Raw genomic sequence first — 22466 nt, forward strand, 5'->3', positions numbered from 1 at the left:
TGCTCCTTATTTGCCCAACAGTTCGGCCATCTCGGCCGAGCGATGTGCTGCGGCGCCAAGCGCTTTTTCTACCATCGCTTCGAAACCGTCCGCCTGGAACGACTTGATCGCGGCTTCAGTGGTGCCCGCAGGGGACGTGACGCGACGACGCAACTCGGCGGCATCGACGTCGCTTTCGGTGGCCATGCGCGCGGCGCCCAGCGCAGTCTGCTCGGCCAGCTGTTTAGCGACCTCTTGGGACAGCCCCAGCTTCACGCCTGCAGCGGTCATGGCTTCGATCAGCAGAAAGAAATACGCAGGCCCGCTGCCGGAGACGGCGGTCACGGCGTCGATTTGCGTTTCTTCTTCTACCCACAGGGCGATACCCACTGCGGACAACAGGGTTTCGGCTTGCTGGCGTTGCGCCTGGGTGACTTCAGCGGTGGCGTACAGTCCGCTCACCCCCTGACGCAGCAGCGCGGGGGTATTCGGCATGCAGCGGACGATGGGCTGCTCGCCCAGCCAGGCCTTCATGCTGGCGCAGGTGATACCGGCCGCAATGGACACCAGCAACTGGCTCGGCTTGAGCGCTGGCTTGAGCGCTTCGCAGACGGTTTTCATCATCTGCGGTTTCACCGCCAGCAACACCACATCAGCGCCTTCGATGGCTTCAGCATTATCCGCCACGACCTCAATGCCGTGCTCTTTGGCCACACGCTCGCGGGTTTCTGCGCCGGGATCGCTGGCGCGTATCAACTCTGCTTCGACGCCCTGGGCGCGCATGCCGCCAATCAAACTCGCCGCCATATTGCCGGCGCCGATGAACGCGATACGGGTCTTGCTCATGAACGATTTCCTGTGAGGCGAAGGTTAGGGCTGCCCATAGTTACGGGCGCCGAAGAGGGCAGTGCCGATCCGCACCCAGGTCGCGCCTTGTGCGATGGCGGCTTCCAGGTCGTGGCTCATGCCCATGGAAAGGGTGTCCAGCGGCAGGTTCAGTTGATCTTGCAAGGTACGTACAGCAGCAAAAGCAGCGTTCTGTTCGTCGCTGTCTTCTGTCGGTTCGGGAATTGCCATCAAACCGCGCAATCTCAAATGAGGCAGGGCGCTGATGGCTTGAGCCAGCGCAGGCAGGTCTTCAGGCGTGCAACCGGATTTGCTGGCTTCGCCACTGACATTGACCTGAATGCAAATGTTGAGCGGGGGCAGATCGGCGGGACGTTGTTCGGACAAGCGTTGTGCGATTTTCAGACGATCCACGGAGTGTACCCAGGCGAAGTTCTCGGCAATTGCACGCGTCTTGTTGGACTGGATGGGGCCGATGAAATGCCAGATCAAGGGCAGGTCGCTCAATTCGGTCTGTTTGCCGAGGGCTTCCTGCAGGTAGTTCTCGCCGAAATCGCGAAGCCCTGCGGCGTACGCTTCGCGCAGCTCGCTAGCCGGCTTTGTTTTGCTGACGGCGAGCAGACCCACGGACGCCGGATCGCGATGGGCCGCCTGGGCTGCGGTGTGAATTCGCTCTGCGAGCGTTGAAATGTTCTCTGCTATCGTGGACATTGGTTTGCGCCAGCAGGGCTAAAGTCTGCGGCATTCTATGTGATGAGGAGCTGTATGGATATTACCGAGCTGCTTGCCTTCAGTGCCAAGCAAGGCGCGTCGGACTTACATCTCTCTGCCGGCCTGCCACCAATGATTCGCGTCGATGGTGATGTACGGCGGATCAATCTGCCGGCATTGGACCAGAAAGAGGTCCAGGCGCTGATTTACGACATCATGAACGACAGGCAGCGCAAGGACTTCGAGGAAGACCTGGAAACGGACTTCTCTTTCGAGGTGCCGGGCGTGGCGCGGTTCAGGGTCAACGCGTTCAATCAGAACCGAGGCGCGGGCGCGGTGTTCCGGACCATTCCGTCGAAGGTCCTGAGCATGGAAGAGCTGGGCATGGGGGAAGTGTTTCGGAAGATTACGAACGTCCCTCGGGGCCTGGTGCTGGTGACCGGGCCGACCGGATCGGGTAAGTCGACGACGCTCGCTGCAATGATCGATTACCTGAACGCCAACAAACACCACCACATTCTTACCATCGAAGACCCGATCGAATTCGTTCACGAGTCCAAAAAGAGCCTGATCAACCAGCGTGAAGTGCATCGCGACACTCACGGCTTCGCCGAGGCGTTGCGTTCGGCGTTGCGGGAAGACCCTGACGTGATTCTGGTGGGTGAGCTGCGCGACCTGGAAACCATTCGGCTCGCCCTGACCGCCGCGGAAACCGGGCATCTGGTGTTCGGCACGCTGCACACCACGTCGGCGGCAAAAAGCATCGACCGCATCGTGGACGTGTTCCCGGCTCAGGAAAAATCGATGATTCGCTCGATGTTGTCCGAGTCGCTGCATGCCATCGTGTCCCAGGCATTGCTCAAGAAAGTGGGCGGTGGTCGGGTGGCGGCGCACGAGATCATGATCGGCACGTCTGCGATCCGTAACCTGATCCGGGAGGACAAGGTGGCGCAGATGTATTCGTCGATTCAGACCGGCGGTTCACTGGGGATGCAGACACTGGATATGTGCCTGAAGGACTTGGTGAGCAAGGGCTTGATCACCCGGGAAAGCGCGCGCGAAAAAGCGAAGACGCCTGATAATTTTTGATGGCAATGCATTGATGCACTTGTAGGAGCGCGCTTGCCCGCGATTGTGGTGTGTCTGTGACAAATACTTTGTCTGACACAACCCATCGCGGGCAAGCGCGCTCCTACAGTGCCTGCATCACATCAAGGGTCAGCGCTGGGCGATCCGCACCGTGCCTTTCTTCGTCGGTGCCTGCTTCGGCAGCACGCGCTTGGCAACCACGTAGTGGCTGTCCCAGTACGGCTTTTTCAGCGTATCGATGGTCACCGACTTGCCGCGACGAGGCGCATGAACGAACTTGTCGTCACCGAGGTAGATGGCGACGTGGTTCACTTTGCGGCTCTTGATGTTGAAGAACAGCAAATCGCCCGGCTTGAGGTCTTTACGATCCACTTTTTGCCCGTGGCCTTCGGCCATGGCATTGGAGGTGCGTGGCAGATCCACTTCGCTCACATCGTTGAACGCATATTTGACCAGACCGCTGCAATCGAAGCCTTTGGTTGGGCTGGTGCCGCCCCAACGATAAGGAGTACCGATGGCTTTCACGGCCCGGTTTACCACATTGCTGCTTTGCTTGGTGCCCGGCTGCCCTGCATTAGCGAGGGCGACGGTGTTCTGCGAAATCTTGCGAGAACTGTGGGCCTTCTTGCCCTTGGTTGCTCGGCTGTTTTTGCTTGAAGTCTCAAGCGGGGTTGCTGTTTCTTCGAGGGCGGCAATTGCTGCGCGTTGTGCGGCAATGGTGCGCGATACGGTTTCCGATGATCCGGATTTGGCAGTAAAACCCGTAAAGCTCGAAGGTAACGTTTGCTCACGATTGGTGGCGTGGGCGGCCAATGGCATAAATAGGCAAATAGTTAGCCATGTCTTGAAAAATGGACGCATTAGGCAGGGCTCATAGTGGTCAGCGCGCAACTTTATAACAGCTTTTGCATCGTTTCTGAGGCCATTTGTCGAACAATTTATTGCCCGTAGAGTCAGTTTCGGCAGCAAAACTGTCACATGACTCCGCGCATCACCTTGCAGAACAAGGGTTTGCGCCAATCAACAGAGGTTCAAACCATACGTCGGAGGGCGATACGAAAGTCACAAAACTTACGCATATTTTTTTCTATCAGTGCAAACGAGGTAAGCAATGAACACCTATCAACCTGACGTTCAACGTCCGGACACCCACAGCAAGGTTATGGGTTATGTGCTGTGGATCGTCGGATTCACAGGTTCCCACCGCTTTTATTACGGCAAGCCGGTAACCGGCACAATCTGGTTTTTCACCTTCGGGTTGTTGGGGATTGGCTGGCTGATCGACCTGTTTCTGATCCCGTCGATGGATCGTGAAGCGGACTTGAGGTTCAACGCAGGCACCACCGATTACAGCGTCGCGTGGATTCTGCTGACGTTCCTCGGGATTTTCGGCGTCCATCGCATGTATCAAGGTAAATGGATCACCGGCATCCTTTATCTGCTGACGGGCGGGCTTGCGTTTCTGGGTGTGCTTTATGACTTCTGGACGCTGAATGATCAGATCTCGATGAAGAACGCCCGGAGGTAAGTTTTCCGCTCGGTTCCTGTTGCGGTCCAGAGGACGCTTACTCCCACAGGTCTGAAGCAGCCTGTGGGAGTGAGGTGTGTCGGATCGGCCGCTGAAAGGTCACCCGATGTAACTGATCCGCCCATCCACAAAGGTGTACTTCACCGCGCCCGGCAGGCAATGGCCGAGGAACGGGCAGTTTTCGCCTTTCGACAGCCACTTCTCGCCAGCGACGGTGGAAGCCGCCGGGTCGAACAGCACCAGATCAGCAGGCGCACCGGCAGCCAGTTTGCCTGCCGGCAAACGCAATGCGTCAGCAGGGCCTGAGCTCAGGCGCGCCAGCAGCGTCGGCAGGTCGAGCAAGCCATCCTCGACCAGCGTCATTGCCAGCGGCAATAGCAATTCGACGCTGCTGATGCCCGGCTCCGTCGCACCGAACGGTGCCAGCTTGGCGTCGCGCTCGTGCGGCTGGTGGTGGCTGGAGATGGCCTGAACCACGCCTGACTTCACCGCTTCTCGCAATGCATCGCGGTCAGCGCGGGTGCGCAGCGGCGGCTGTACATGGTAGAGGCTGGAGAAGTCGATCAGGGCTTCGTCTGTCAGGATCAACTGATAGAGCGCCACGTCAGCGGTCACCGGCAGGCCGCGCGCCTGTGCCTGCGCAATCAGGGCCACGCCGCGCGCGCTGGTCAGCTGAGTGAAGTGAGCGCGCACGCCGCTTTGCTCGACCAGCAGCAGGTCACGGGCCAGTGCCACCGTTTCAGCGGTTTCGGGTATGCCCGGCAGGCCCAGGAAGGCCGCTGTCGGGCCGTCATGAGCCAGTCCGCCTTGCGCCAGATCATCATCCTGTGAGTTGAAAATCACCGTCAGGTCGAAAGTTGCTGCGTATTCCAGCGCACGGCAAAGGGTGCGGTTGCTACTGAAATTGATCAGACCGTTGGTGAAGGCCACGCAACCGGCGTCACGCAGGGCAATCAGCTCGGCCAATTGCTCGCCTTCCAGGCCTTTGCTCAGTGCGCCGATCGGAAATACTTTGCTGTGTCCGGCTTCGCGGGCGCGATCCAGAATCAGCTCGGCAACCGCCGAGGTATCCAGCACAGGTTTGGTCCGAGGTGGACAGCAAAGGCTCGTCACGCCCCCGGCTGCGGCCGCGCGGGTTTCCGAAGCGATGGTGCCTTTGCGGCTATAGCCTGGCTCGCGCAACGATACGTTCAGATCGACCAGTCCTGGTGCTGCCACCAGCCCTGTGCCGTCGATGGTTTGTGAAGGCGTGAAATCGGCAGGTGCCGCGCCCAGCGCAAGGAGCTTTCCGGCTTCCAGGTGAATGTCGATGACTTGGTCCAGACCGCTGACAGGGTCGATGACGCGAGCGCCGAGGATGCTGAACTTCACTGCGCGTTCTCCTGCTCGAACTGGCGTTGGGCGGTCTGGCCACTCATGGCCATGGACAAGACGGCCATGCGCACGGCGATGCCGTAGGTCACTTGATTGAGGATGACTGAATGCGAGCCATCGGCCACCGCCGACTCGATTTCCACGCCTCGGTTGATCGGGCCGGGGTGCATGACAATGGCGTCTGGCTTGGCGCCGGCGAGGCGGGCAGTGGTCAGGCCGAACAGGCGGTAGAACTCGCCTTCGCTCGGCAGCAGGCCGCCCGACATGCGCTCGCGTTGCAGGCGCAGCATGATCACCACATCGACGTCTTTCAGACCTTCCGCCAGATCGGTGTAGACCTTCACGCCATACTGTTCGACGCCAATCGGCAGCAGGGTTTTGGGAGCGACCACGCGGATGTCCGGGCAACCCAGTGCCTTGAGGGCGATCATGTTCGAGCGCGCCACGCGTGAGTGCAGGATGTCGCCGACGATGGCCACCGAGAGGTTCTCGAAATTGCCCTTGTGTCGGCGGATCGTGAGCATGTCCAGCATGCCCTGCGTCGGGTGCGCATGACGGCCGTCGCCGCCATTGATGGTCGCCACCTGCGGGCAGACATGCTCGGCGATGAAGTGCGCCGCGCCTGAATCGCCGTGACGCACGACGAACATGTCGGCCGCCATGGCTTCAAGGTTGCGCAGCGTGTCGAACAAAGTTTCGCCCTTGCTGGTCGAGGATGTCGACACATTCAGGGTGATGACATCCGCCGACAGCCGTTGTGCCGCCAGTTCGAAGGTGGTGCGCGTGCGGGTCGAGTTCTCGAAGAACACGTTGCACACGGTCTTGCCGCGCAGCAACGGCACTTTTTTCACCGCCCGTGCGCCGACTTCAAGGAAGGAGTCGGCGGTGTCGAGGATTTCGGTCAGCAGTTCGCGGGGCAAACCGTCGAGCGAGAGAAAATGTTGCAACTGACCCTGATGGTTCAGCTGCAGCGGGCGCTTGGCGTCGAGAGGCGTCATCGCAAAAGACTCTTAGAGGGCGGCGGAATCGGTGGAAAGGTCTTGCAGTTCAAGCGTCAGTGGCGTCGGACCGGACAGCTTGACCCGTTCGTTCGGAGACAGATCGAGCGTCGCGCCGGTCACATTTGGACGGATCGGCAGTTCGGCAGCGTCCAGATCAAGCAGCGATACCAGCGTTACGCTGGCCGGCCGGCCGTAGTCGAAGAGTTCGTTCAGGGCCGCCCGAATGGTTCGGCCGCTCATCAGCACGTCATCGATCAGCACCAGATGCTGGCCCTCGATCTCGAACGGCAGTTCGGAAGGGCGCACTTGCGGGTGCAGGCCGTTCTGACTGAAGTCATCGCGGTAGAAGGAAACATCCAGCGTCCCGAGCGGCGACTGGCTGTTCAGGGCTTCGAGCAAGGCCTGCGCAACCCATACGCCGCCGGTACGAATGCCGATGAAGCGCGGCTCGCTGATGCCACGTTTATGCAGGTGCGCGTTCAGATCGATGGCCATCTGGCTGATCAGTTCGGCGGGGTTTGGCAGGGTGCTCATGGTCGCTCCTTCAGAAGCCCGGTCTCATTCCTTGCGGCCGGCCGGGCTTAAACTCGAATTCTGTGCTGTTCAATGCAGTGCAGTGTCGGGCGCTCACGTGTCGAACAGCGCGCTGTTGGCTTCCAGCCAGCCTTGCAGCAGCAGCGCTGCGGCGATGGCGTCCACCGGGTTGTCGCGGTAGCTGCCACGCTGGCCGCCGCGCGACATGCGTTCACCCTTGGCTTCAAAGGTGGTCAGACGTTCGTCATGGGTGTACACGGGCAGGTTGAACCGGCCGTTGAGCTTGCGCGAGAACTTCTCCGCGCGTGCGCTCATTTCGCTGGGGGTGCCGTCCATGTTCAGCGGCAGCCCTACGACGATGGCGTCGGGCTTCCACTCGGTGATCAGCGCCTGGACCTTTTCCCAGTCCGGAACGCCGTTCTGCGCCTTCAGGGTGCACAGCTCGCGGGCCTGGCCGGTAATGACCTGGCCGACAGCGACGCCGATCTGTTTGGTCCCGTAGTCGAATCCCAAAAGCAGGCGCAGTGCGGCCATCAGGCGTGGCCCGCCTGGCTGGTCAGCAAGTTCAGGTTGACGCCCAGTTTGGCCGCCGCCGCATCGAGGCGTTGTTCGCTGTCGAGCTCGAACAGAATCGCGGGGTCGAACGCGCAGTTCAGCCAGGCGTTGGCGGCGAATTCGGCTTCGAGCTGCCCGGCGTCCCAGCCGGCATAACCGAGAGTGATCAAATTCTGATCAGGGCCGTAGCCGTCGGCGATTGAAAACAGGATGTCCTGCGACGTCGACAACGAAATGCCGCCCAGATCGACCGTGGCCTGAAAAATCTGACCGGTCGGGTGCAGGACAAAGCCGCGATCGGTTTGAACCGGACCGCCGACGTGAATGGGGATGTGCTGACAGCGAACGGGTGGCGCCATTTCCGGGCGTAACTGCTCCAGAATGTCTGCCAGCGACAGGCTTTGCGGTCGGTTGATCACCAGACCCATTGCGCCATTGGCGTTGTGCTCGACGATGTAGGTCAAGGTCTGAGCGAAGTTCTCATCGTGCATGTGGGGCATGGCGATCAGAAACTGATGCTTGAGGTATGACGGAGTGACGTTTTTCATGAGCCCTAGTGTGGCGCCGTGGGGCTGTTGTGACAACTGGCAGAACCGACCCAAGGGCGGATAAATCGCGACAGGGTTCAGGTTTCATGTTTGGTTACGCACAGGTTGTAGGAGTGAGCTTGCTCGCGATTCGATGGTATGACCGCTGAATGTGCGTCGAATGTACCGGCCAATCGCGAGCAAGCTCACTCCTACAGGAAAATGTGGCGGGCGATCAATTACTGGACAGCTTGTCCCCACGGGCAAACTTCCAGGTGCGGATGATTTCGAGCCGGTCGATATCGGACAGATCGCCGCTGAACGGGGCAAAAGGCGCCGCCAGTCGCACGATTCTCTGAGCGGCCTGATCCAGTAAAGGCTGTCCCGACGACTCAAGCACCAGCACTTCATACAAGGAGCCGTCGCGGTTGATCGACACCATCATCCGCAGGCTGCCGTAGATCTGCTGGCGCCGGGCTTCTTCGGGGTAATTGAGGTTGCCGATGCGCTCGATTTTCTTGCGCCAGTCCTCTTTGTACCAGGCGCCCTTGTCACGCATGGTCGAGGCGGCACTCAGGCGGTGGATTTTCGGGCGCTTGGCGTAAGCCTGCTGCTCATCGGCGAGTTCGGCCTCCAGGCTGGCGATTTCGCTATTCAACTGGGTGCTGTCGAACGTCGGCGCGGCTTTCTTGGCCTCTTCAGGTTTGACTTCGTCGCGCTTGGCGACGGTTTTTTGTGGCGCTTGCGCCTTGGTGGCAACAGCGGTCTTTGGCGCTTCCTGCTTAACCACCTGTTTGGCCGCAGGCGGAGGCGTCACCTTGTTGATCTTGGTGTCCTGGTACGGCGCGATTTCGGTGGTCTTGGGCACAGCCTTCTTGTCGAGGGTGCCGCTGCCTTGCTGGTTTTCCTGGGCGAGGAAGTCAGCGTCTTTGGGCTTGGTGTCACTTTTGAAGGGGGCGAGGGTGATTTCCAGTGTCTGGCTGATCTTTTCGGGTTTGACGTAGGTGAAGCCCACGCCAAGGATCAGCGCCAGGTGGACAAGCGCCGCGATCATCAAGGTAAAACCCAGGCGATCGGCCGGGCGCACGGCGGTGCGGGTCAGGGCCATCGGGAGATCACTGTCGACCGCAGCGTTCATCGACGCTCCGGAATCACACAAACCAGCATTGCGGAAACCCACCTAAGGCGAAATTCAGGCCGCGCATGATAACGCAATGTCTGGGGGTTCTTGGGCTTTGATATCGGCGGGCCGATTAGTGGGCGAATTTCAGTTGTCGAGGGATGTACTGGCAATACGGCCCTCTTCGCGAGCGAGCTCGCTCCCACAGAAATGCAGCGGTTCTGGACAGCCCCAAAAATTGGATGGGTCTCCAACTTCCTGGGGGCAGTCCATCTGTGGGAGCGAGCTTGCTCGCGAATGGGGCGATTAGGTCTACCGGGCCTGCAGTTTCTTCTCGATCACATCCATCAACATCCCGCCGATGTCCGTGCCGAACGCATTGTCGATTTCACGGATGCAGGTCGGGCTGGTAACGTTGATCTCGGTCAGGTGCTCGCCGATGACGTCCAGGCCTACAAACAGCAGACCTTTTTCGCGCAAGGTCGGGCCGATTTCGCCGGCGATCCAGCGGTCGCGTTCCGTCAGGGGGCGTGCTTCGCCACGGCCGCCAGCGGCCAGGTTGCCTCGGGTTTCGCCAGCGGCCGGGATGCGCGCCAGGCAGTAAGGGACAGGTTCCCCGTCAACCATCAGGATGCGCTTGTCGCCGTCCTTGATCGCAGGCAGGTACGCTTGCGCCATGATCTGCTGCTGGCCGTGGTGAGTCAGGGTTTCCAGAATCACTGACAGGTTCGGGTCGCCGGCGCGGTGACGGAAGATCGAGGCACCGCCCATGCCGTCCAGCGGCTTGAGGATGACGTCACCATGCCTGGCCGCGAACTCACGCAGGATGTCCGAACGGCGGCTGACCAGCGTCGGCGGCGTGCACTGTGGGAACAGCGTCGCGAACAGCTTTTCGTTGCAGTCGCGCAGGCTTTGCGGTTTGTTGACCACCAGCACGCCGGCACGCTCGGCTTGCTCCAGCAGGTAAGTGGCGTAGACGAACTCCATGTCGAATGGCGGATCCTTGCGCATCAGGATCACGTCCAGATCGTCCAGACCGCTGTCGACTTCGGCCTCCAGTTCGAACCAGTGCGCTGGATCGGCAAACACTTTCAGCGGCTTCATCCGCGCGCGAGCCTGCCCGGCATCCTGATAAAGGTCGTGCTGTTCCATGTAGAACAGTGACCAGCCGCGCGCCTGCGCGGCAAGGAGCATGGCCAACGAGCTGTCCTTTTTATAGGAAATGCGCTCGATAGGGTCCATGACAATTCCCAGGCGAATGCTCATGGGGCAATATCCTCTGATCGGTAATGGCCGCAACGGGCCTGAAAACAGGCGTCAGGGTGGCGCTGCGCAGGCTTGGGGTCAAGGGGCAAGCGTGGCGCATTTGCTTTATGGATTGCGTCTGGAGAGTGTGCTAAAAAGGCTCGGCATCTGGCGTCACGGCAGATGTCATTTGGCCCTTTCAGAAGGGTTTTAGCGATCCACCAGCACCAGACGCCCGGCAGAAGGCAGCCCATCTGAATCGCCGCGGCGATGGTAGAGCAGACATGGAACAGCGTTCAGCCCCACTGAAAGTGATGATCATCGACGACTCCCGAACGATTCGTCGCACTGCCGAGACCCTGTTGAAAAACGTCGGCTGTGAAGTGATCACCGCGGTAGACGGTTTCGATGCGCTGGCCAAGATCGCTGATAATCATCCAAGAATCATTTTTGTCGACATCATGATGCCCCGACTCGACGGGTATCAGACGTGTGCGTTGATCAAGAACAACCGGGCATTCAAGTCTACGCCGGTGATCATGTTGTCCTCCAAGGACGGGCTGTTCGACAAAGCCAAGGGGCGAATTGTCGGTTCCGATCAGTTTTTGACCAAACCGTTTAGCAAGGAAGAGCTGCTCAGTGCGATCAAGGCCCATGTGCCAGGGTTCGTTGCAGTAGAACAACAACTATCTTGATGCCGGGCCCTCACCCAGGGTCGGCTGTTTCTATGGGGAAGCACCATGGCTCGAATTCTGATCGTCGATGACTCGCCGACTGAAATGTACAAGCTGACCGGGATGCTGGAAAAACACGGCCATGAGGTCCTCAAGGCCGAGAACGGCGCCGACGGCGTGGCACTGGCACGTCAGGAAAAACCCGACGCCGTGCTGATGGACATCGTCATGCCCGGCCTGAACGGTTTTCAGGCGACCCGTCAGCTGACCAAAGACGCTGACACCAACATGATCCCGGTCATCATGATCACCACCAAGGATCAGGAAACCGACAAAGTCTGGGGCAAGCGTCAGGGCGCGCGGGACTACCTGACCAAGCCGGTCGACGAAGAAACCCTCATGAAAACCCTGAACGCGGTCCTGGCAGGCTGAGGCCCGCCAGCGGTCATGGCTCAGTTGCAAACCGCCTTTCAGCTGCTGCTCGATATCGATCAGCGCTGTCGTTCGCTGGCTGCCGGACTGCCCTTGCAGGAAACCCGGCAGCAAGGCTGGAGCGGCATTGGCTTTCGCATGGGCGAGCGCTACTACGTGGCGCCCATGGGCGAGGTTGACGAAATCCTTCACGAGCCACGTTATGCCACGCTGCCGGGCGTCAAACCCTGGGTCCGGGGGGTCGCGAACCTGCGCGGGCGGCTGCTGCCGATCATGGACCTGTGCGCATTCTTCGGCCACGACCTCTCGCCATTGCGCAAGCAGCGGCGGGTGCTGGTGATCGATCACCGTGAGGTGTTCGCCGGGTTACTGGTCGATGAGGTCCTGGGTATCCAGCACTTCAATGAACGAAGCCTGATGCCGGAGTCGCTCGACGACAGTGACCCCGCCGTCGCCCCCTATGTTCAAGGTCGATTTTTGCGCGAGCAGGCTTGGCGGGTTTTCAGTCCCAGGATCCTGGTGCAATCGCCGGGGTTTATGAATGTCGCACTTTAATACGCTCTGGCAGGGCGCCGGAGATGGGTTTGGTCGTCGCAGAGCCGCAGGTGTTCGCGATAAAGGGGCCAGGCGGCCGTACTGCCCGTTGGCGCCAGCAAGCCGACCCCTGCCGTAAACGGTGTGCATCCCGGCTGTTGATGTTCGGGCGCTCCAAAAACAAACCGAGGTTCAGGCGGAGCCCTGAGAAATGAGTAATACCGGCAAATCACTCGAAGGCGCGCGCAGCCGCTCGCAGATCATTGCGCTGTTTGTGGGCCTGATCGTTCTGATCATGTTGCTGTTCGTCAATTTCGCGTACCTGAGCACGCAATCCAACTACGACAAGCAGTACATCGGTCACGCGGGTGAGTTGCGCGTGTTGTCTCAGCGGATCGCCAAGAATGCAACGGAAGCGGCGGCGGGTAAGGCCGCCGCGTTCAAGCTGCTCGCCGATGCCCGAAATGACTTCGATACCCGTTGGCAATACCTCAAAAAAGGCGACAAGAACACCGGCCTGCCCGCAGCGCCTGCCGAAGTCGGCGATGAACTTAAAGCGGTGCAGAACGACTGGGAAAACCTGCGAAAAAGCACGGATGTGATTCTTTCCCGCGAACAAACCGTCCTGTCCCTGCATCAGGTGGCGGCTACCTTGGCCGAAACCATCCCGCAACTGCAGAACCAGTCGGAAAAGGTCGTCGATATCCTTCTGCAGAACCGCGCACCTGCCAGTCAGGTCGCCTTGGCTCAGCGTCAGTCCCTGCTCGCGGAACGCATTCTGGGGGCGGTGAACACGGTGCTGTCGGGCGACGAAACGGCTGTGCAGGCCGCCGATGCCTTCGGGCGTGACGCCAGTCAATTTGGCCGTGTGCTCAACGGCATGCTGGACGGCAATGCGACGCTGAAAATCGCTCAGGTCGAAGACCGCGACGCGCGTGCCCGACTGGCGGAAATTGCCGAGCTGTTCCAGTTCGTGTCCGGGTCGGTCGACGAAATTCTGGAAACGTCGCCGGAACTGTTGGAGGTTCGCGAGGCGGCTGGCAATATTTTCAACCTGTCGCAAACCCTTCTGGACGAAGCGTCAGTGCTGGCCAACAGTTTCGAGCATCTGGCGGGCGGTCGCGCGACCAACAGCTACGGCGGCTATATTCTCGGTTTGCTGGCCTTGGCGTCCATCATCCTGATTGGCCTGGTAATGGTGCGTGAAACCAACCGCCAGCTTCGAGAAACCGCCGAGAAAAATGAGCGTAACCAGACGGCGATCATGCGCCTGCTCGATGAAATCGAAGACCTCGCCGATGGCGATCTGACGGTGGCGGCCTCGGTGACCGAGGACTTCACGGGCGCCATCGCCGATTCGATCAACTACTCCATCGATCAACTGCGCGAACTGGTGGCAACCATCAACCTCACGGCCGAGCAGGTGTTTGGCGCGGTGAAGGACACCCAGACCACGGCGACTCAACTGGCCGCAGCGTCCGAACATCAGGCGTTGCAGATTGCGGCTGCGTCGAACGCGGTCAATGACATGTCCAGGTCGGTGGAGCAGGTGTCGGCGAACGCCTCCGAATCGGTTGCCGTGGCCGAGCGCTCCGTGGCCATTGCCAACAAGGGCAACGAGGTGGTGCACAACACCATCAACGGGATGGACAACATTCGCGAGCAGATCCAGGACACGTCCAAACGGATCAAGCGCCTCGGTGAATCATCCCAAGAGATCGGCGATATTGTCAGCCTGATTGACGACATTGCCGACCAGACCAACATCCTTGCACTCAATGCGGCGATCCAGGCGTCCATGGCCGGCGATGCCGGACGCGGGTTTGCCGTGGTGGCTGATGAAGTGCAGCGGCTGGCCGAGCGTTCGTCCTCCGCCACCAAGCAAATCGAAACCCTGGTCCGGGCGATCCAGAATGACACCAATGAAGCGGTCATCTCGATGGAGCAGACGACCACCGAAGTGGTGCGTGGCGCACGATTGGCGCAGGATGCCGGTGTGGCGCTGGAGGAAATCGAAGGTGTTTCCAAGGTGCTCGCCGCACTCGTGGAAAGCATCACCAATGCCGCGCAACAGCAGGCTGCCTTGGGTCAGCAGATTTCAGCCACCATGACCGTCATCCAGCAGACCACGACCCAGACCACCTCGGGCACGGCCGCCACTGCGCAGAGCATGGGGAATCTGGCGAAGATGGCCAGCGAGATGCGCCGTTCGGTGTCCGGCTTTACACTGCCGGTATCACGGGATCAGCATTGATCGTCACGCCAAACGACTTGGGCAACTGGAGCCATCATGGCTGACCGTCACGACTATGTGGCCCTGGAGTGGGTCAAGGGCGAAATAGCCGAAACCCTTAAGCACGCACGGCAGGCGCTCGATGCCTTCGCCGGGCGACCTCATGATCCGGCCGCGATGGACGTCTGCCTGGACTTCATTCATCAGGTGCACGGCAGCCTGCAGATGATCGAGTTCTATGGCGCTGCTTTGTTTGCCGAGGAAATCGAGCAGTTGGCACTGGCCCTGCAACAAGGGCATGTGGGTCAGGAAACCGAAGCGATTCAGTTGCTGCATCAGGCGATGAGTCAACTGCCGGTGTACCTGGAGCGTGTGCATTCCGCTCGTCGCGACCTGCCCTTGGTGGTGTTGCCGCTGCTCAATGACCTGCGCAGTGCCCGTGGTGAAAGCCTGCTGTCCGAAACCAGTCTGTTTTCGCCGCAATTGCTTTCCATTCCTGAACTCGATGCCCGGACCCTGGCCGAGCGGGACAGCCCCGAATTGCCAGCAAAGCTGCGCAAGCTGCGTCAGACCCTGCAAACCGCGCTGGTCGGTCTGCTGCGCGAGCAGGACGTGCAGACGCAGCTGGATTACATGGGCAAGGTGTTCGCGCGCCTTGAAATCCTGTGCAAGGACGCTCCGCTTGAACCGTTGTGGCGCATTACGTCGGCCCTGGTCGAAACCATGGCCAATGGCAATTTCACCAACAGCCCGGCGCTGCGCAGTCTGTTCAAGGATGCCGACAAGGAGCTCAAGCGCCTTCTTGAACAGGGCATCGCCGGAATCAACCAGCCCGCGCCCGACGAGCTCTTGAAAAGTCTGCTGTTTTACATCGCCAAATCTGACAGTCAGGCCCAGAGGATGATGGATTTGAAGGATCAATATGGCCTTGTCGAAGCGTTGCCGGAAAGCGCGCTTGTGGATGAGGAGCGCGCCCGGATGGCCGGGCCCGATCGCGACGCCATGCGCTCGGTGATCATTGCGTTGTGTGATGAGCTGGTTCGCACCAAGGAACGTCTGGATGTATTTGTTCGAGGTGATCGTCAGCACGTCAGCGAGCTCAATACATTGTTGCCGCCGCTTCGACAGATTGCCGATACCTTGGCGGTGCTGGGCTTTGGCCAGCCACGGAAGGTCATCATCGACCAACTGACGGTGGTTCAAGGCATGGCACAAGGGCAGCGCGAACCCAATGACGCCAGCTTGATGGACGTCGCCGGTGCCTTGCTGTACGTCGAAGCGACGCTGGCGGGCATGGCCGGCACGGTCGATCAGAGCAGCCCTGAAGAGAGTCGCCTGCCTACAACGGATCTGAGCCAGATCCATCAGTTGGTGATCAAGGAAGCGCGCGTCGTACTGCAACAAGCCAAGGATGTCATCGATGATTACATCGACGGCGAACTGGACCGTGAACGGCTGGCACCGCTGTCGGCTCAACTCATTCAAGTGCGCGGCGCGCTGGCGATGATTCCGCTGGCGCGGGCATCCGGTCTGCTGGCGGCCTGCAACGCCTACATCGTCGAACATTTATTGGTCGACGAAGCGCGCCCGGCCTGGTCGCAGCTCGATCACCTTGCCGATGTCATCATCGGTATCGAGTATTACCTGGAGCGCATGGCCGAAGATCCCGAAGCGCCGGGCGAGCATGTGCTGGATCTGGCGGAAGAAAGCCTGGCCCGGCTGGGGTACTCGCCGATCGCGGACATCGTGGACGTACCTGTCCTGGAAGAGGTTGTCACCGACGAAGAGTTGAGCGAGCTGCATGAACGGCAGGCGCTCATCAGTCCCAGCAAAAGCATTGCCGAAGTGCTGGCCACGCCGCTGTCGACCGTCAACCCGCCCGCCAGGCACGTGCCCGCCAGTCTGTTGCCGCCGCCCAAAGGCGAAGAGGCAGTGGACGATGAGCTACGTGACGTGTTTCTGGAGGAAGCCGATGAGGTGCTCGCTGCGCTGCGCGAGTACCTGCCGCGCTGGTTGGCGGACGCCGGCAATGTGTCTGCACTGGGCGAAATTCGCCGGGCCTTCCACACCCTTAAAGGCAGTGGTCGAATGGTGCGGGCCTTGATTCTGGGCGAGCTGGCCTGGTCGGTGGAAAACCTGCTGAATCGGGTGCTTGAGCGCAGTGTCGAGGCCGACGGTCGGGTGCATCAACTGCTCATCGATGTTCAGATGCTGCTGCCGGATGTGATTCGTGATTTCGCCGAAGACGTTCAGCGACAGCGCGACGATGTCGACCTGCTGGCGGCACGCGCCCATGCGTTGGCCCAGGGCGAATTGGCCGAGCCTGCCACGCAGATGCCTGCTCAGCCCGCCCAGCCGGAAGAAGAGGGCTTCGACCCGCAATTGCTGGAGATCTTTCGCCAGGAAGCCCAGACGCACCTGGAAACGCTCAACCGTTACCTTGACCTGTCTGCGCTGGACGACTCGCCGTCCTTCAGTGACGAGTTACTGCGTGCGCTGCACACGCTCAAAGGCAGCGCCTACATGGCGGGCGTGCTGCCGATGGCCGAGCTGGCGAGCCCGCTGGACCAGTTGGTGCGTGAGTTCAAAACCAATCAGATGGCTGTCGGTCAACCGGAAATTGATTTGCTGCGGTCCGCCGAACCCTTGTTTCACAAAGGTCTGGCGCAACTGAAGGTCGATCCGTTGATGCCGATCGAGGGTGCGGCGGCTTTTATCGACGCCGCTCGCGCGTTGTTCGACGCGCGTATGACCGAAGCCCTCAGCGGCGACGACGAAGGTCGGCGAAGCCGGCGTAATCCGCAGCTGATCGCCAGCTTTCTCGCCGAAGGCATGGACATCCTGCTGGATGCAGAAAACCTGCTCAAACGCTGGCGGCAGCATCCGGGCGAGCGTCAGGAGCTTACGGCCTTACTCGACGAACTGACCATGCTGGGGCACGGCGCGCACATGGCCGACCTGCCACAGGTCGACGAGCTGTGCGAAGCGTTGCTGGACCTGTATGGGGCCGTGGAGGAAAGCAGTCTTGCCGTCAGCGAACGGTTCTTTCATGAAGCCGAGAACGCCCATGAAGCGCTGATCAACATGCTTGATCAGGTCGCGGCGGGGCAGCAGGTTCAGGCCTGTCCGGAGCGTGTGACGGCACTGCGCGAGCTGCTCGACGAAGCGCTGGATCCTGGCGCGATGGGTGTGATCAAGCGCGAAGGAGGGCTGACAACGAGTGTGACCGAACTCGGCGAAGCCACGGGTGTTCTGGACGCGGGATCCGAAGAGGTCCCACCGCCGCGACAGCCGCCACGCGATGAGCTGGATCAGGAGATTGTCGACATCTTCCTCGAAGAAGCCGTCGACATCCTCGACAGCGCGGGTCAAGCGTTACAGCGCTGGCTGGATGACCCCGAAAACCCGTTGCCGTTGTCGTCGCTGCAACGTGATCTGCACACCCTCAAGGGTGGCGCGCGTATGGCTGAAATCGGTGAAGTGGGTGATCTGGGACATGAGCTGGAATCGCTGTATGAAGGCCTGATCGACCGACGCTGTGCGCACTCGCCTGAATTGGCCGAACTCCTGGTGCGCAGTCACGACCACCTGTCCCTGATGCTTGAGCAGTTGCAGAACCGCGCACCGTTGGCCGATCCCGAGCCTCTTATCGAGGCGATTCGCGAATTCCGCCAGAACCACTGCTACGTGTTGTCCCAGGAGGGTGGCGCGCGCAATGTCGGCTCGATGATTCAACCGTTGGACGAGCGTGATCCTGAGTTGCTGGAGATCTTTCTCGAAGAAGCCGACGACATCATCGAAAGCTCCAGCGCAGCGCTGGTGCGCTGGCAGGCGGACCCACAGAACACGCTGGAAATTGAAAACCTGCTGCGCGACCTGCATACGCTCAAAGGCGGTGCGCGGATGGTCGAAATCGCGCTTATTGGCGATCTCGCTCATGAACTCGAGTCGCTGTATGAGGGCCTGGCGTCCGGAGCGTTGAAGAACAGCGCGTTGCTCAACGGCCTGTTGCAAAGCGGCCATGACATGCTCGCTGACATGGTGGACGCCGTCAGAGGGTATGAGCCACTGCCCAACCCTGCGCTGCTGATCGAAAGCATTGCGCACTATTCGTCGTCGGGCGCGATCCAGGAGGTGGCTACCCCGCCTCAAGAGGACTCACCGGCAGTGGCTCCCCCTCCTGGCGCAGAGCCCCCGGCGGCCGCCGTGGATGGCGACGCCGAGCGCGCCGGACCCGAAATGGTCAAGGTGCCGGCTGAGCAACTGGAGGATCTGGTCAATCTGGCGGGCGAAACCTCGATCTTCCGTGGCCGCATCGAACAGCAGGTCAGCGACGCGCAGGTCACCCTGGCCGAAATGGAAACCACCATCGAGCGGATGCGCGATCAACTGCGGCGTCTGGACATCGAAACCCAGGGGCGCATTCTCAGTCGCGATCTTCAGTCCGAACGATCGGGCTATGAAGAGTTCGACCCGCTGGAAATGGACCGCCACTCGCAACTGCAGCAGTTATCACGCGCGTTGTTCGAGTCGGCGTCTGACCTGATGGACCTCAAGGAGACGCTGGACACCCGAGCGCACGAAGCCGAGACGCTCTTGTTGCAACAGGCCCGGGTGAACACCGAGCTTCAGGAAAACCTGATGCGCACGCGCATGGTGCCGTTCGAGCGCATGGTGCCGCGCTTGCGTCGGATCGTGCGGCAGGTGTCGGGCGAGCTGAACAAAAAGGTCAAGTTCGATGTGATCAACGCCGAAGGCGAGATGGACCGCAATGTGCTTGAACGCATGGTCGCGCCGCTGGAGCACATGCTGCGCAACGCTGTCGATCATGGTCTGGAGAGCGGTGAGAAACGCCTGGCGGCCGGCAAGTCGGAGACAGGACACATCACCTTGAGTCTGGCCCACGAGGGCGGCGATATCGTCATCGAAATGAGCGACGACGGCGCCGGTGTGGATTTCGAAGCGGTACGGCGCAAGGCGATCAAACGTGGCTTGATCAGTCCGGATGCCGAACTGAGCGAGCACGACACGCTGCAATTCATTTTGCAGGCGGGCTTTTCGACTGCCGAGACGATCACCCAGATATCCGGGCGTGGCGTCGGCATGGACGTGGTGCACGCCGAGGTCAAAGAGCTGGGTGGCTCGATGGTCATCGATTCCAGATCGGGGCAGGGCGCGCGATTCCGTATACGTCTGCCGTTCTCGGTTTCGGTCAATCGTGCGCTGATGGTGCAGTGTGGCGAAGAGCAATACGCCGTGCCGCTGAACAGTGTCGAAGGCATCGTGCGGGTCATGCCAAGCGAGCTCGAGGCCTGTTACCAGTCCACGCCGCCGCGTTACCAGTACGGCGAGCGCAGTTATGAGCTGAGGTATCTGGGTGAGCTGCTGAACAACGGCCAGCCGCCGAAGCTGATTGGCCAGACACAGCCGTTGCCCGTACTGCTGGTTCATGTGCATGACCAATGGGTGGCGGTGCAGGTCGATGCACTGGCGGGCTCTCGGGAGATTGTGGTCAAGAACCTGGGGGCACCGTTTGCCGGAGTGCAGGGCGTTTCCGGCGCGACGATTCTGGGAGACGGCCGTGTGGTGTTGATTCTCGACCTGTTCGCGCATATTCGCCGTTTGCATGGCCGTATGCTGGCGCTTCAGGCCTCCGGCCAGGTGCCGACGCCATTTGTCGAAACGGAGCAGGCCAGACCCTTGCTGGTCATGGTGGTGGACGATTCGGTCACGGTGCGCAAGGTCACCGGCCGGTTGCTCGAGCGTAACGGCATGAACGTACTGACTGCCAAAGACGGGGTGGATGCCATGGCGTTGCTGCAGGAGCACAGGCCGGACGTGATGCTGCTGGACATCGAAATGCCGCGCATGGATGGCTTTGAAGTCGTCAGCAAAGTGCGCGAAGACGAAGCGCTGAAGCATCTGCCGATCATCATGATCACCTCCCGCTCGGGGCAGAAACACCGCGACCGCGCCATGGCGTTGGGGGTGAACGACTACATGAGCAAGCCTTATCAGGAGGCCGCGTTGCTGGAAAGCATCTCGCACTGGAGTCATGTGCATGTCTGACACCACGACCCAGACCGCACGGCTGACCAGTCTCACCGGATTGCTCATCCCTTTGAGCGACCGGCATTTACTGCTGCCTAACGTCGCGGTGGCCGAGCTGATCGACTACCAGGACAGTATCGCCGACCCTGCCGCACCACAGTGGTACCTGGGGCCGATCAACTGGCGCAACCGCAGGCTTGCGCTGTTGAGCTTCGAAGCCGCCTGTGGCAGCCGTGCCCGCGTCGGTGGTCGCGCGCGCATCGTCGTGCTCAACGCGCTGGGCGGTCGCCCCGAGCTCAAATTCATTGCCCTGCTGACCCAAGGCATTCCGCGCTCCTGCAAACTCGACAGCCAGCTCAGTTACGTCGACGTCGCGCTGTGCGAGCTCGAACTGGCGGCGGTGCAGGTCGGCGAAACCGTCGCAAAAGTCCCCGACCTGGTGGCGCTTGAGCAATGGCTGGTGGACGCGGGACTGGTACAGGTCGCCGGACCGGCGATCTGAGCGGAATTGCTTTCAGGTTTTGACGCTGCCGCAGGCCTACGCGTTCGGCAGAAGCGGTACGAGTGGCACGGTTTAACGCTTTTGATTCTGGCCGCAGGCCGTGGGAGCGTGGCTTGTCCCGCGATCTGCCGCGTAGCGGCAGTAAAATCAGACGCCCTGGCCGTCTCAGGCATACCGCATTTACCGAATCCTCCACTACCGGCTCCCCGATATTTCGTTGGACGCTGTGGACTATGAGCCGAATAGGTTGCATATTCAGCTCATAACATGAGCCGAATAGGTTGCATATTCAGCTCATAGCATGAGCCGAATAGGTTGCATATTCAGCTCATAACATGAGCCGAATAGACCCTTTAATCGGCTCGCTTTTCACGAGGTCTTGTGTGAGTCAGTCTTTGAAATGGATTTGGCAGCGTGCCAGATGGCCTGCTTTTACTTGGGATGCGCACGCGTTGGCGCCTGTCTTGCGGGCTTGCACGCAGGCGCAGGGAAGGCTGCTGGGCATGATGGGTGCCGCCGGAACTCAAGCCAGTGCGCAGAGCGAACTGGATGCGTTGCTGCAGAACGTCATCACCTCGTCCGCGATTGAAGGCGAGCAACTGAACGTCGGGTCTGTGAGGTCATCTCTGGCGCGGCGGCTTGGCATCGAGACTGATGAGCGGGTGACGCCTCGCAGCGAAGGCTTGGCTGACCTGATGCTTGATGCGACCCAGCAGCATCAGGCGCCGTTGACTTCTGAAAGACTGATGCGATGGCACAGTCTGCTTTTCCCTGACTCATCGTCATTGCTCTCGAACAATATCCAGGTAGGGGTTCTGAGAGGATCCGAGCCCATGCAGGTGGTGTCGGGTCGGATTGACCGTCCTGTCGTGCATTTCGAAGCGCCGCCTCGCGAGGGGTTGGAGAAACGCATGGACGACTTCTTCTACTGGTTCAACAGCAGCCGGTCCGACACGACCCTGGACCCACTGATACGAGCAGGTATCGCGCATTTCTGGTTCGTGACCTTACACCCTTTCGATGACGGAAATGGGCGGTTGACGAGGGCGATCACCGATTTGGCGCTGGCGCAGGCGGAAAATCAGGCTATTCGGTTTTACGCCATGTCGGCCAGCATTCTTAACAGTCGGCACGAGTATTACCGGATCCTTGAAGCCTCTCAGCGTGGCGCTCTGGACCTTACGGCGTGGCTTTCATGGTTCCTGCAAATCCTGCTTCACACCCTTGAGCAGGCCGTATTGCGGATTGATCGGGTATTAGCCAATGCGCGGTTCTGGCAACAGCACAGCAAGGACGGCTTGTCCCTGGAGCAAATCAAGGTGCTCAACCGGTTGCTTAACGGCGACCTACTCGCTGAAAAAGCAGGCACTGGGTTCGAAGGCGGCATCAGTGCCGCGCAATATCAGGCTGTTGCCAAGGTCAGTAAGGCCACCGCCACACGCCATCTGTCCGATCTCTTGGAAAAAGGCTGTTTGCAGAAGCTACCAGGCGGAGGCCGTAGCACGCGATATCAGATCGCTAGATGAGCACG

At 60.2% G+C, this 22466-nt stretch carries 19 protein-coding genes; 9 read left to right on the top strand and 10 right to left on the bottom strand.

Going from position 1 to position 22466, the window contains the following annotated elements:
- Positions 1 to 6: 6 nt before the first annotated feature.
- Positions 7 to 825, bottom strand: coding sequence for a pyrroline-5-carboxylate reductase (gene proC / locus BMY73_RS17465; RefSeq protein ID WP_092408627.1), 819 nt, complete (start codon positions 823 to 825; stop codon positions 7 to 9).
- A 24-nt stretch (positions 826 to 849) separates the two neighbouring features.
- Entirely contained in the window at positions 850 to 1536 is a 687-nt protein-coding gene (locus tag BMY73_RS17470) for a YggS family pyridoxal phosphate-dependent enzyme (protein WP_062385475.1), read from the bottom strand.
- A gap of 54 nt (positions 1537 to 1590) precedes the next feature.
- On the opposite strand from BMY73_RS17470, the gene BMY73_RS17475 reads away from it, so the two are divergent.
- Positions 1591 to 2625 carry a type IV pilus twitching motility protein PilT gene (locus tag BMY73_RS17475; RefSeq protein WP_062385473.1) on the top strand — a complete coding sequence of 345 codons (1035 nt, stop codon included), beginning with the start codon at positions 1591 to 1593 and terminating at the stop codon, positions 2623 to 2625.
- A gap of 129 nt (positions 2626 to 2754) precedes the next feature.
- Here the strand turns inward: BMY73_RS17475 and BMY73_RS17480 are convergent, their stop codons facing one another.
- Positions 2755 to 3486, bottom strand: a complete 732-nt coding sequence (locus BMY73_RS17480) for a C40 family peptidase (RefSeq protein ID WP_092408629.1) — start codon at positions 3484 to 3486, stop codon at positions 2755 to 2757.
- Between the two features lie 250 nt (positions 3487 to 3736).
- Here BMY73_RS17480 and BMY73_RS17485 point away from each other — a divergent pair, with 250 nt between their 5' ends.
- The gene (locus BMY73_RS17485) at positions 3737 to 4153 is read left to right on the top strand and encodes an NINE protein (RefSeq protein ID WP_062385470.1); all 417 of its coding nucleotides are present in this window, start codon (positions 3737 to 3739) and stop codon (positions 4151 to 4153) included.
- Between the two features lie 99 nt (positions 4154 to 4252).
- On the opposite strand, the gene BMY73_RS17490 is transcribed toward BMY73_RS17485, so the two are convergent.
- From BMY73_RS17490 to gshB, 7 genes are all read right to left on the bottom strand, one after another.
- Positions 4253 to 5524 (bottom strand): dihydroorotase, encoded by a 1272-nt coding sequence (locus tag BMY73_RS17490; RefSeq protein WP_092408631.1) that lies wholly within the window; start codon positions 5522 to 5524, stop codon positions 4253 to 4255.
- Positions 5521 to 6525, bottom strand: coding sequence for an aspartate carbamoyltransferase catalytic subunit (locus BMY73_RS17495; protein WP_062385466.1), 1005 nt, complete (start codon positions 6523 to 6525; stop codon positions 5521 to 5523). The genes BMY73_RS17490 and BMY73_RS17495 overlap by 4 nt, the downstream gene beginning before the upstream one ends.
- A gap of 12 nt (positions 6526 to 6537) precedes the next feature.
- A complete protein-coding gene (gene pyrR / locus BMY73_RS17500; RefSeq protein ID WP_062385464.1) occupies positions 6538 to 7062 on the bottom strand; it encodes a bifunctional pyr operon transcriptional regulator/uracil phosphoribosyltransferase PyrR in 525 nt (174 codons plus the stop codon).
- 93 nt (positions 7063 to 7155) lie between these two features.
- Positions 7156 to 7596, bottom strand: coding sequence for a Holliday junction resolvase RuvX (gene ruvX / locus BMY73_RS17505; RefSeq protein ID WP_092408633.1), 441 nt, complete (start codon positions 7594 to 7596; stop codon positions 7156 to 7158).
- Positions 7596 to 8165, bottom strand: coding sequence for a YqgE/AlgH family protein (locus BMY73_RS17510; RefSeq protein ID WP_062385460.1), 570 nt, complete (start codon positions 8163 to 8165; stop codon positions 7596 to 7598). The genes ruvX and BMY73_RS17510 overlap by 1 nt, the downstream gene beginning before the upstream one ends.
- A gap of 214 nt (positions 8166 to 8379) precedes the next feature.
- Complete coding sequence (locus tag BMY73_RS17515; protein ID WP_092408635.1) at positions 8380 to 9282, bottom strand: energy transducer TonB; 903 nt, start codon at positions 9280 to 9282, stop codon at positions 8380 to 8382.
- A 294-nt stretch (positions 9283 to 9576) separates the two neighbouring features.
- Positions 9577 to 10530 (bottom strand): glutathione synthase, encoded by a 954-nt coding sequence (gene gshB / locus BMY73_RS17520; RefSeq protein WP_092408637.1) that lies wholly within the window; start codon positions 10528 to 10530, stop codon positions 9577 to 9579.
- Positions 10531 to 10793: 263 nt separating this feature from the next.
- Between gshB and pilG the strand changes: the two genes are divergently transcribed.
- The 7 genes from pilG (at position 10794) to BMY73_RS17555 (ending at position 22461) form a co-directional block, all read left to right on the top strand.
- Entirely contained in the window at positions 10794 to 11204 is a 411-nt protein-coding gene (gene pilG / locus BMY73_RS17525; protein WP_062385455.1) for a twitching motility response regulator PilG, read from the top strand.
- Positions 11205 to 11249: 45 nt separating this feature from the next.
- Positions 11250 to 11615 carry a twitching motility response regulator PilH gene (gene pilH / locus BMY73_RS17530; RefSeq protein WP_002551739.1) on the top strand — a complete coding sequence of 122 codons (366 nt, stop codon included), beginning with the start codon at positions 11250 to 11252 and terminating at the stop codon, positions 11613 to 11615.
- Between the two features lie 15 nt (positions 11616 to 11630).
- Positions 11631 to 12170, top strand: coding sequence for a chemotaxis protein CheW (locus tag BMY73_RS17535; RefSeq protein ID WP_092408639.1), 540 nt, complete (start codon positions 11631 to 11633; stop codon positions 12168 to 12170).
- Between the two features lie 190 nt (positions 12171 to 12360).
- Positions 12361 to 14403, top strand: a complete 2043-nt coding sequence (locus BMY73_RS17540; RefSeq protein ID WP_092408641.1) for a methyl-accepting chemotaxis protein — start codon at positions 12361 to 12363, stop codon at positions 14401 to 14403.
- A 36-nt stretch (positions 14404 to 14439) separates the two neighbouring features.
- Positions 14440 to 20451 carry an Hpt domain-containing protein gene (locus BMY73_RS17545; RefSeq protein ID WP_092408643.1) on the top strand — a complete coding sequence of 2004 codons (6012 nt, stop codon included), beginning with the start codon at positions 14440 to 14442 and terminating at the stop codon, positions 20449 to 20451.
- On the top strand, positions 20444 to 20935 hold the full coding sequence (locus BMY73_RS17550) for a chemotaxis protein CheW (protein WP_062385448.1): 492 nt from the start codon (positions 20444 to 20446) through the stop codon (positions 20933 to 20935). The genes BMY73_RS17545 and BMY73_RS17550 overlap by 8 nt, the downstream gene beginning before the upstream one ends.
- Before the next feature lie 395 nt (positions 20936 to 21330).
- Positions 21331 to 22461 carry a Fic family protein gene (locus tag BMY73_RS17555; protein WP_371914983.1) on the top strand — a complete coding sequence of 377 codons (1131 nt, stop codon included), beginning with the start codon at positions 21331 to 21333 and terminating at the stop codon, positions 22459 to 22461.
- Positions 22462 to 22466 lie beyond the last annotated feature (5 nt).

Origin of the sequence: Pseudomonas sp. NFACC02 (genome assembly GCF_900110765.1) — a bacterium.
Taxonomy (GTDB): Bacteria; Pseudomonadota; Gammaproteobacteria; order Pseudomonadales; family Pseudomonadaceae; genus Aquipseudomonas.

Bases quoted from the DNA above. Each gene is read 5' to 3' on its own strand.
- BMY73_RS17485 (WP_062385470.1), top strand. From the start codon at position 3,737: ATGAACACCTATCAACCTGACGTTCAACGTCCGGACACCCACAGCAAG.
- BMY73_RS17540 (WP_092408641.1), top strand. From the start codon at position 12,361: ATGAGTAATACCGGCAAATCACTCGAAGGCGCGCGCAGCCGCTCGCAG.
- BMY73_RS17545 (WP_092408643.1), top strand. From the start codon at position 14,440: ATGGCTGACCGTCACGACTATGTGGCCCTGGAGTGGGTCAAGGGCGAA.
- pyrR (WP_062385464.1), bottom strand. From the start codon at position 7,062: ATGAGCACCCTGCCAAACCCCGCCGAACTGATCAGCCAGATGGCCATC.
- BMY73_RS17470 (WP_062385475.1), bottom strand. From the start codon at position 1,536: ATGTCCACGATAGCAGAGAACATTTCAACGCTCGCAGAGCGAATTCAC.
- gshB (WP_092408637.1), bottom strand. From the start codon at position 10,530: ATGAGCATTCGCCTGGGAATTGTCATGGACCCTATCGAGCGCATTTCC.
- pilH (WP_002551739.1), top strand. From the start codon at position 11,250: ATGGCTCGAATTCTGATCGTCGATGACTCGCCGACTGAAATGTACAAG.
- ruvX (WP_092408633.1), bottom strand. From the start codon at position 7,596: ATGGCCGCACTGCGCCTGCTTTTGGGATTCGACTACGGGACCAAACAG.
- BMY73_RS17510 (WP_062385460.1), bottom strand. From the start codon at position 8,165: ATGAAAAACGTCACTCCGTCATACCTCAAGCATCAGTTTCTGATCGCC.
- pilG (WP_062385455.1), top strand. From the start codon at position 10,794: ATGGAACAGCGTTCAGCCCCACTGAAAGTGATGATCATCGACGACTCC.
- BMY73_RS17515 (WP_092408635.1), bottom strand. From the start codon at position 9,282: ATGAACGCTGCGGTCGACAGTGATCTCCCGATGGCCCTGACCCGCACC.
- proC (WP_092408627.1), bottom strand. From the start codon at position 825: ATGAGCAAGACCCGTATCGCGTTCATCGGCGCCGGCAATATGGCGGCG.
- BMY73_RS17550 (WP_062385448.1), top strand. From the start codon at position 20,444: ATGTCTGACACCACGACCCAGACCGCACGGCTGACCAGTCTCACCGGA.
- BMY73_RS17475 (WP_062385473.1), top strand. From the start codon at position 1,591: ATGGATATTACCGAGCTGCTTGCCTTCAGTGCCAAGCAAGGCGCGTCG.
- BMY73_RS17535 (WP_092408639.1), top strand. From the start codon at position 11,631: ATGGCTCAGTTGCAAACCGCCTTTCAGCTGCTGCTCGATATCGATCAG.
- BMY73_RS17495 (WP_062385466.1), bottom strand. From the start codon at position 6,525: ATGACGCCTCTCGACGCCAAGCGCCCGCTGCAGCTGAACCATCAGGGT.
- BMY73_RS17480 (WP_092408629.1), bottom strand. From the start codon at position 3,486: ATGCGTCCATTTTTCAAGACATGGCTAACTATTTGCCTATTTATGCCA.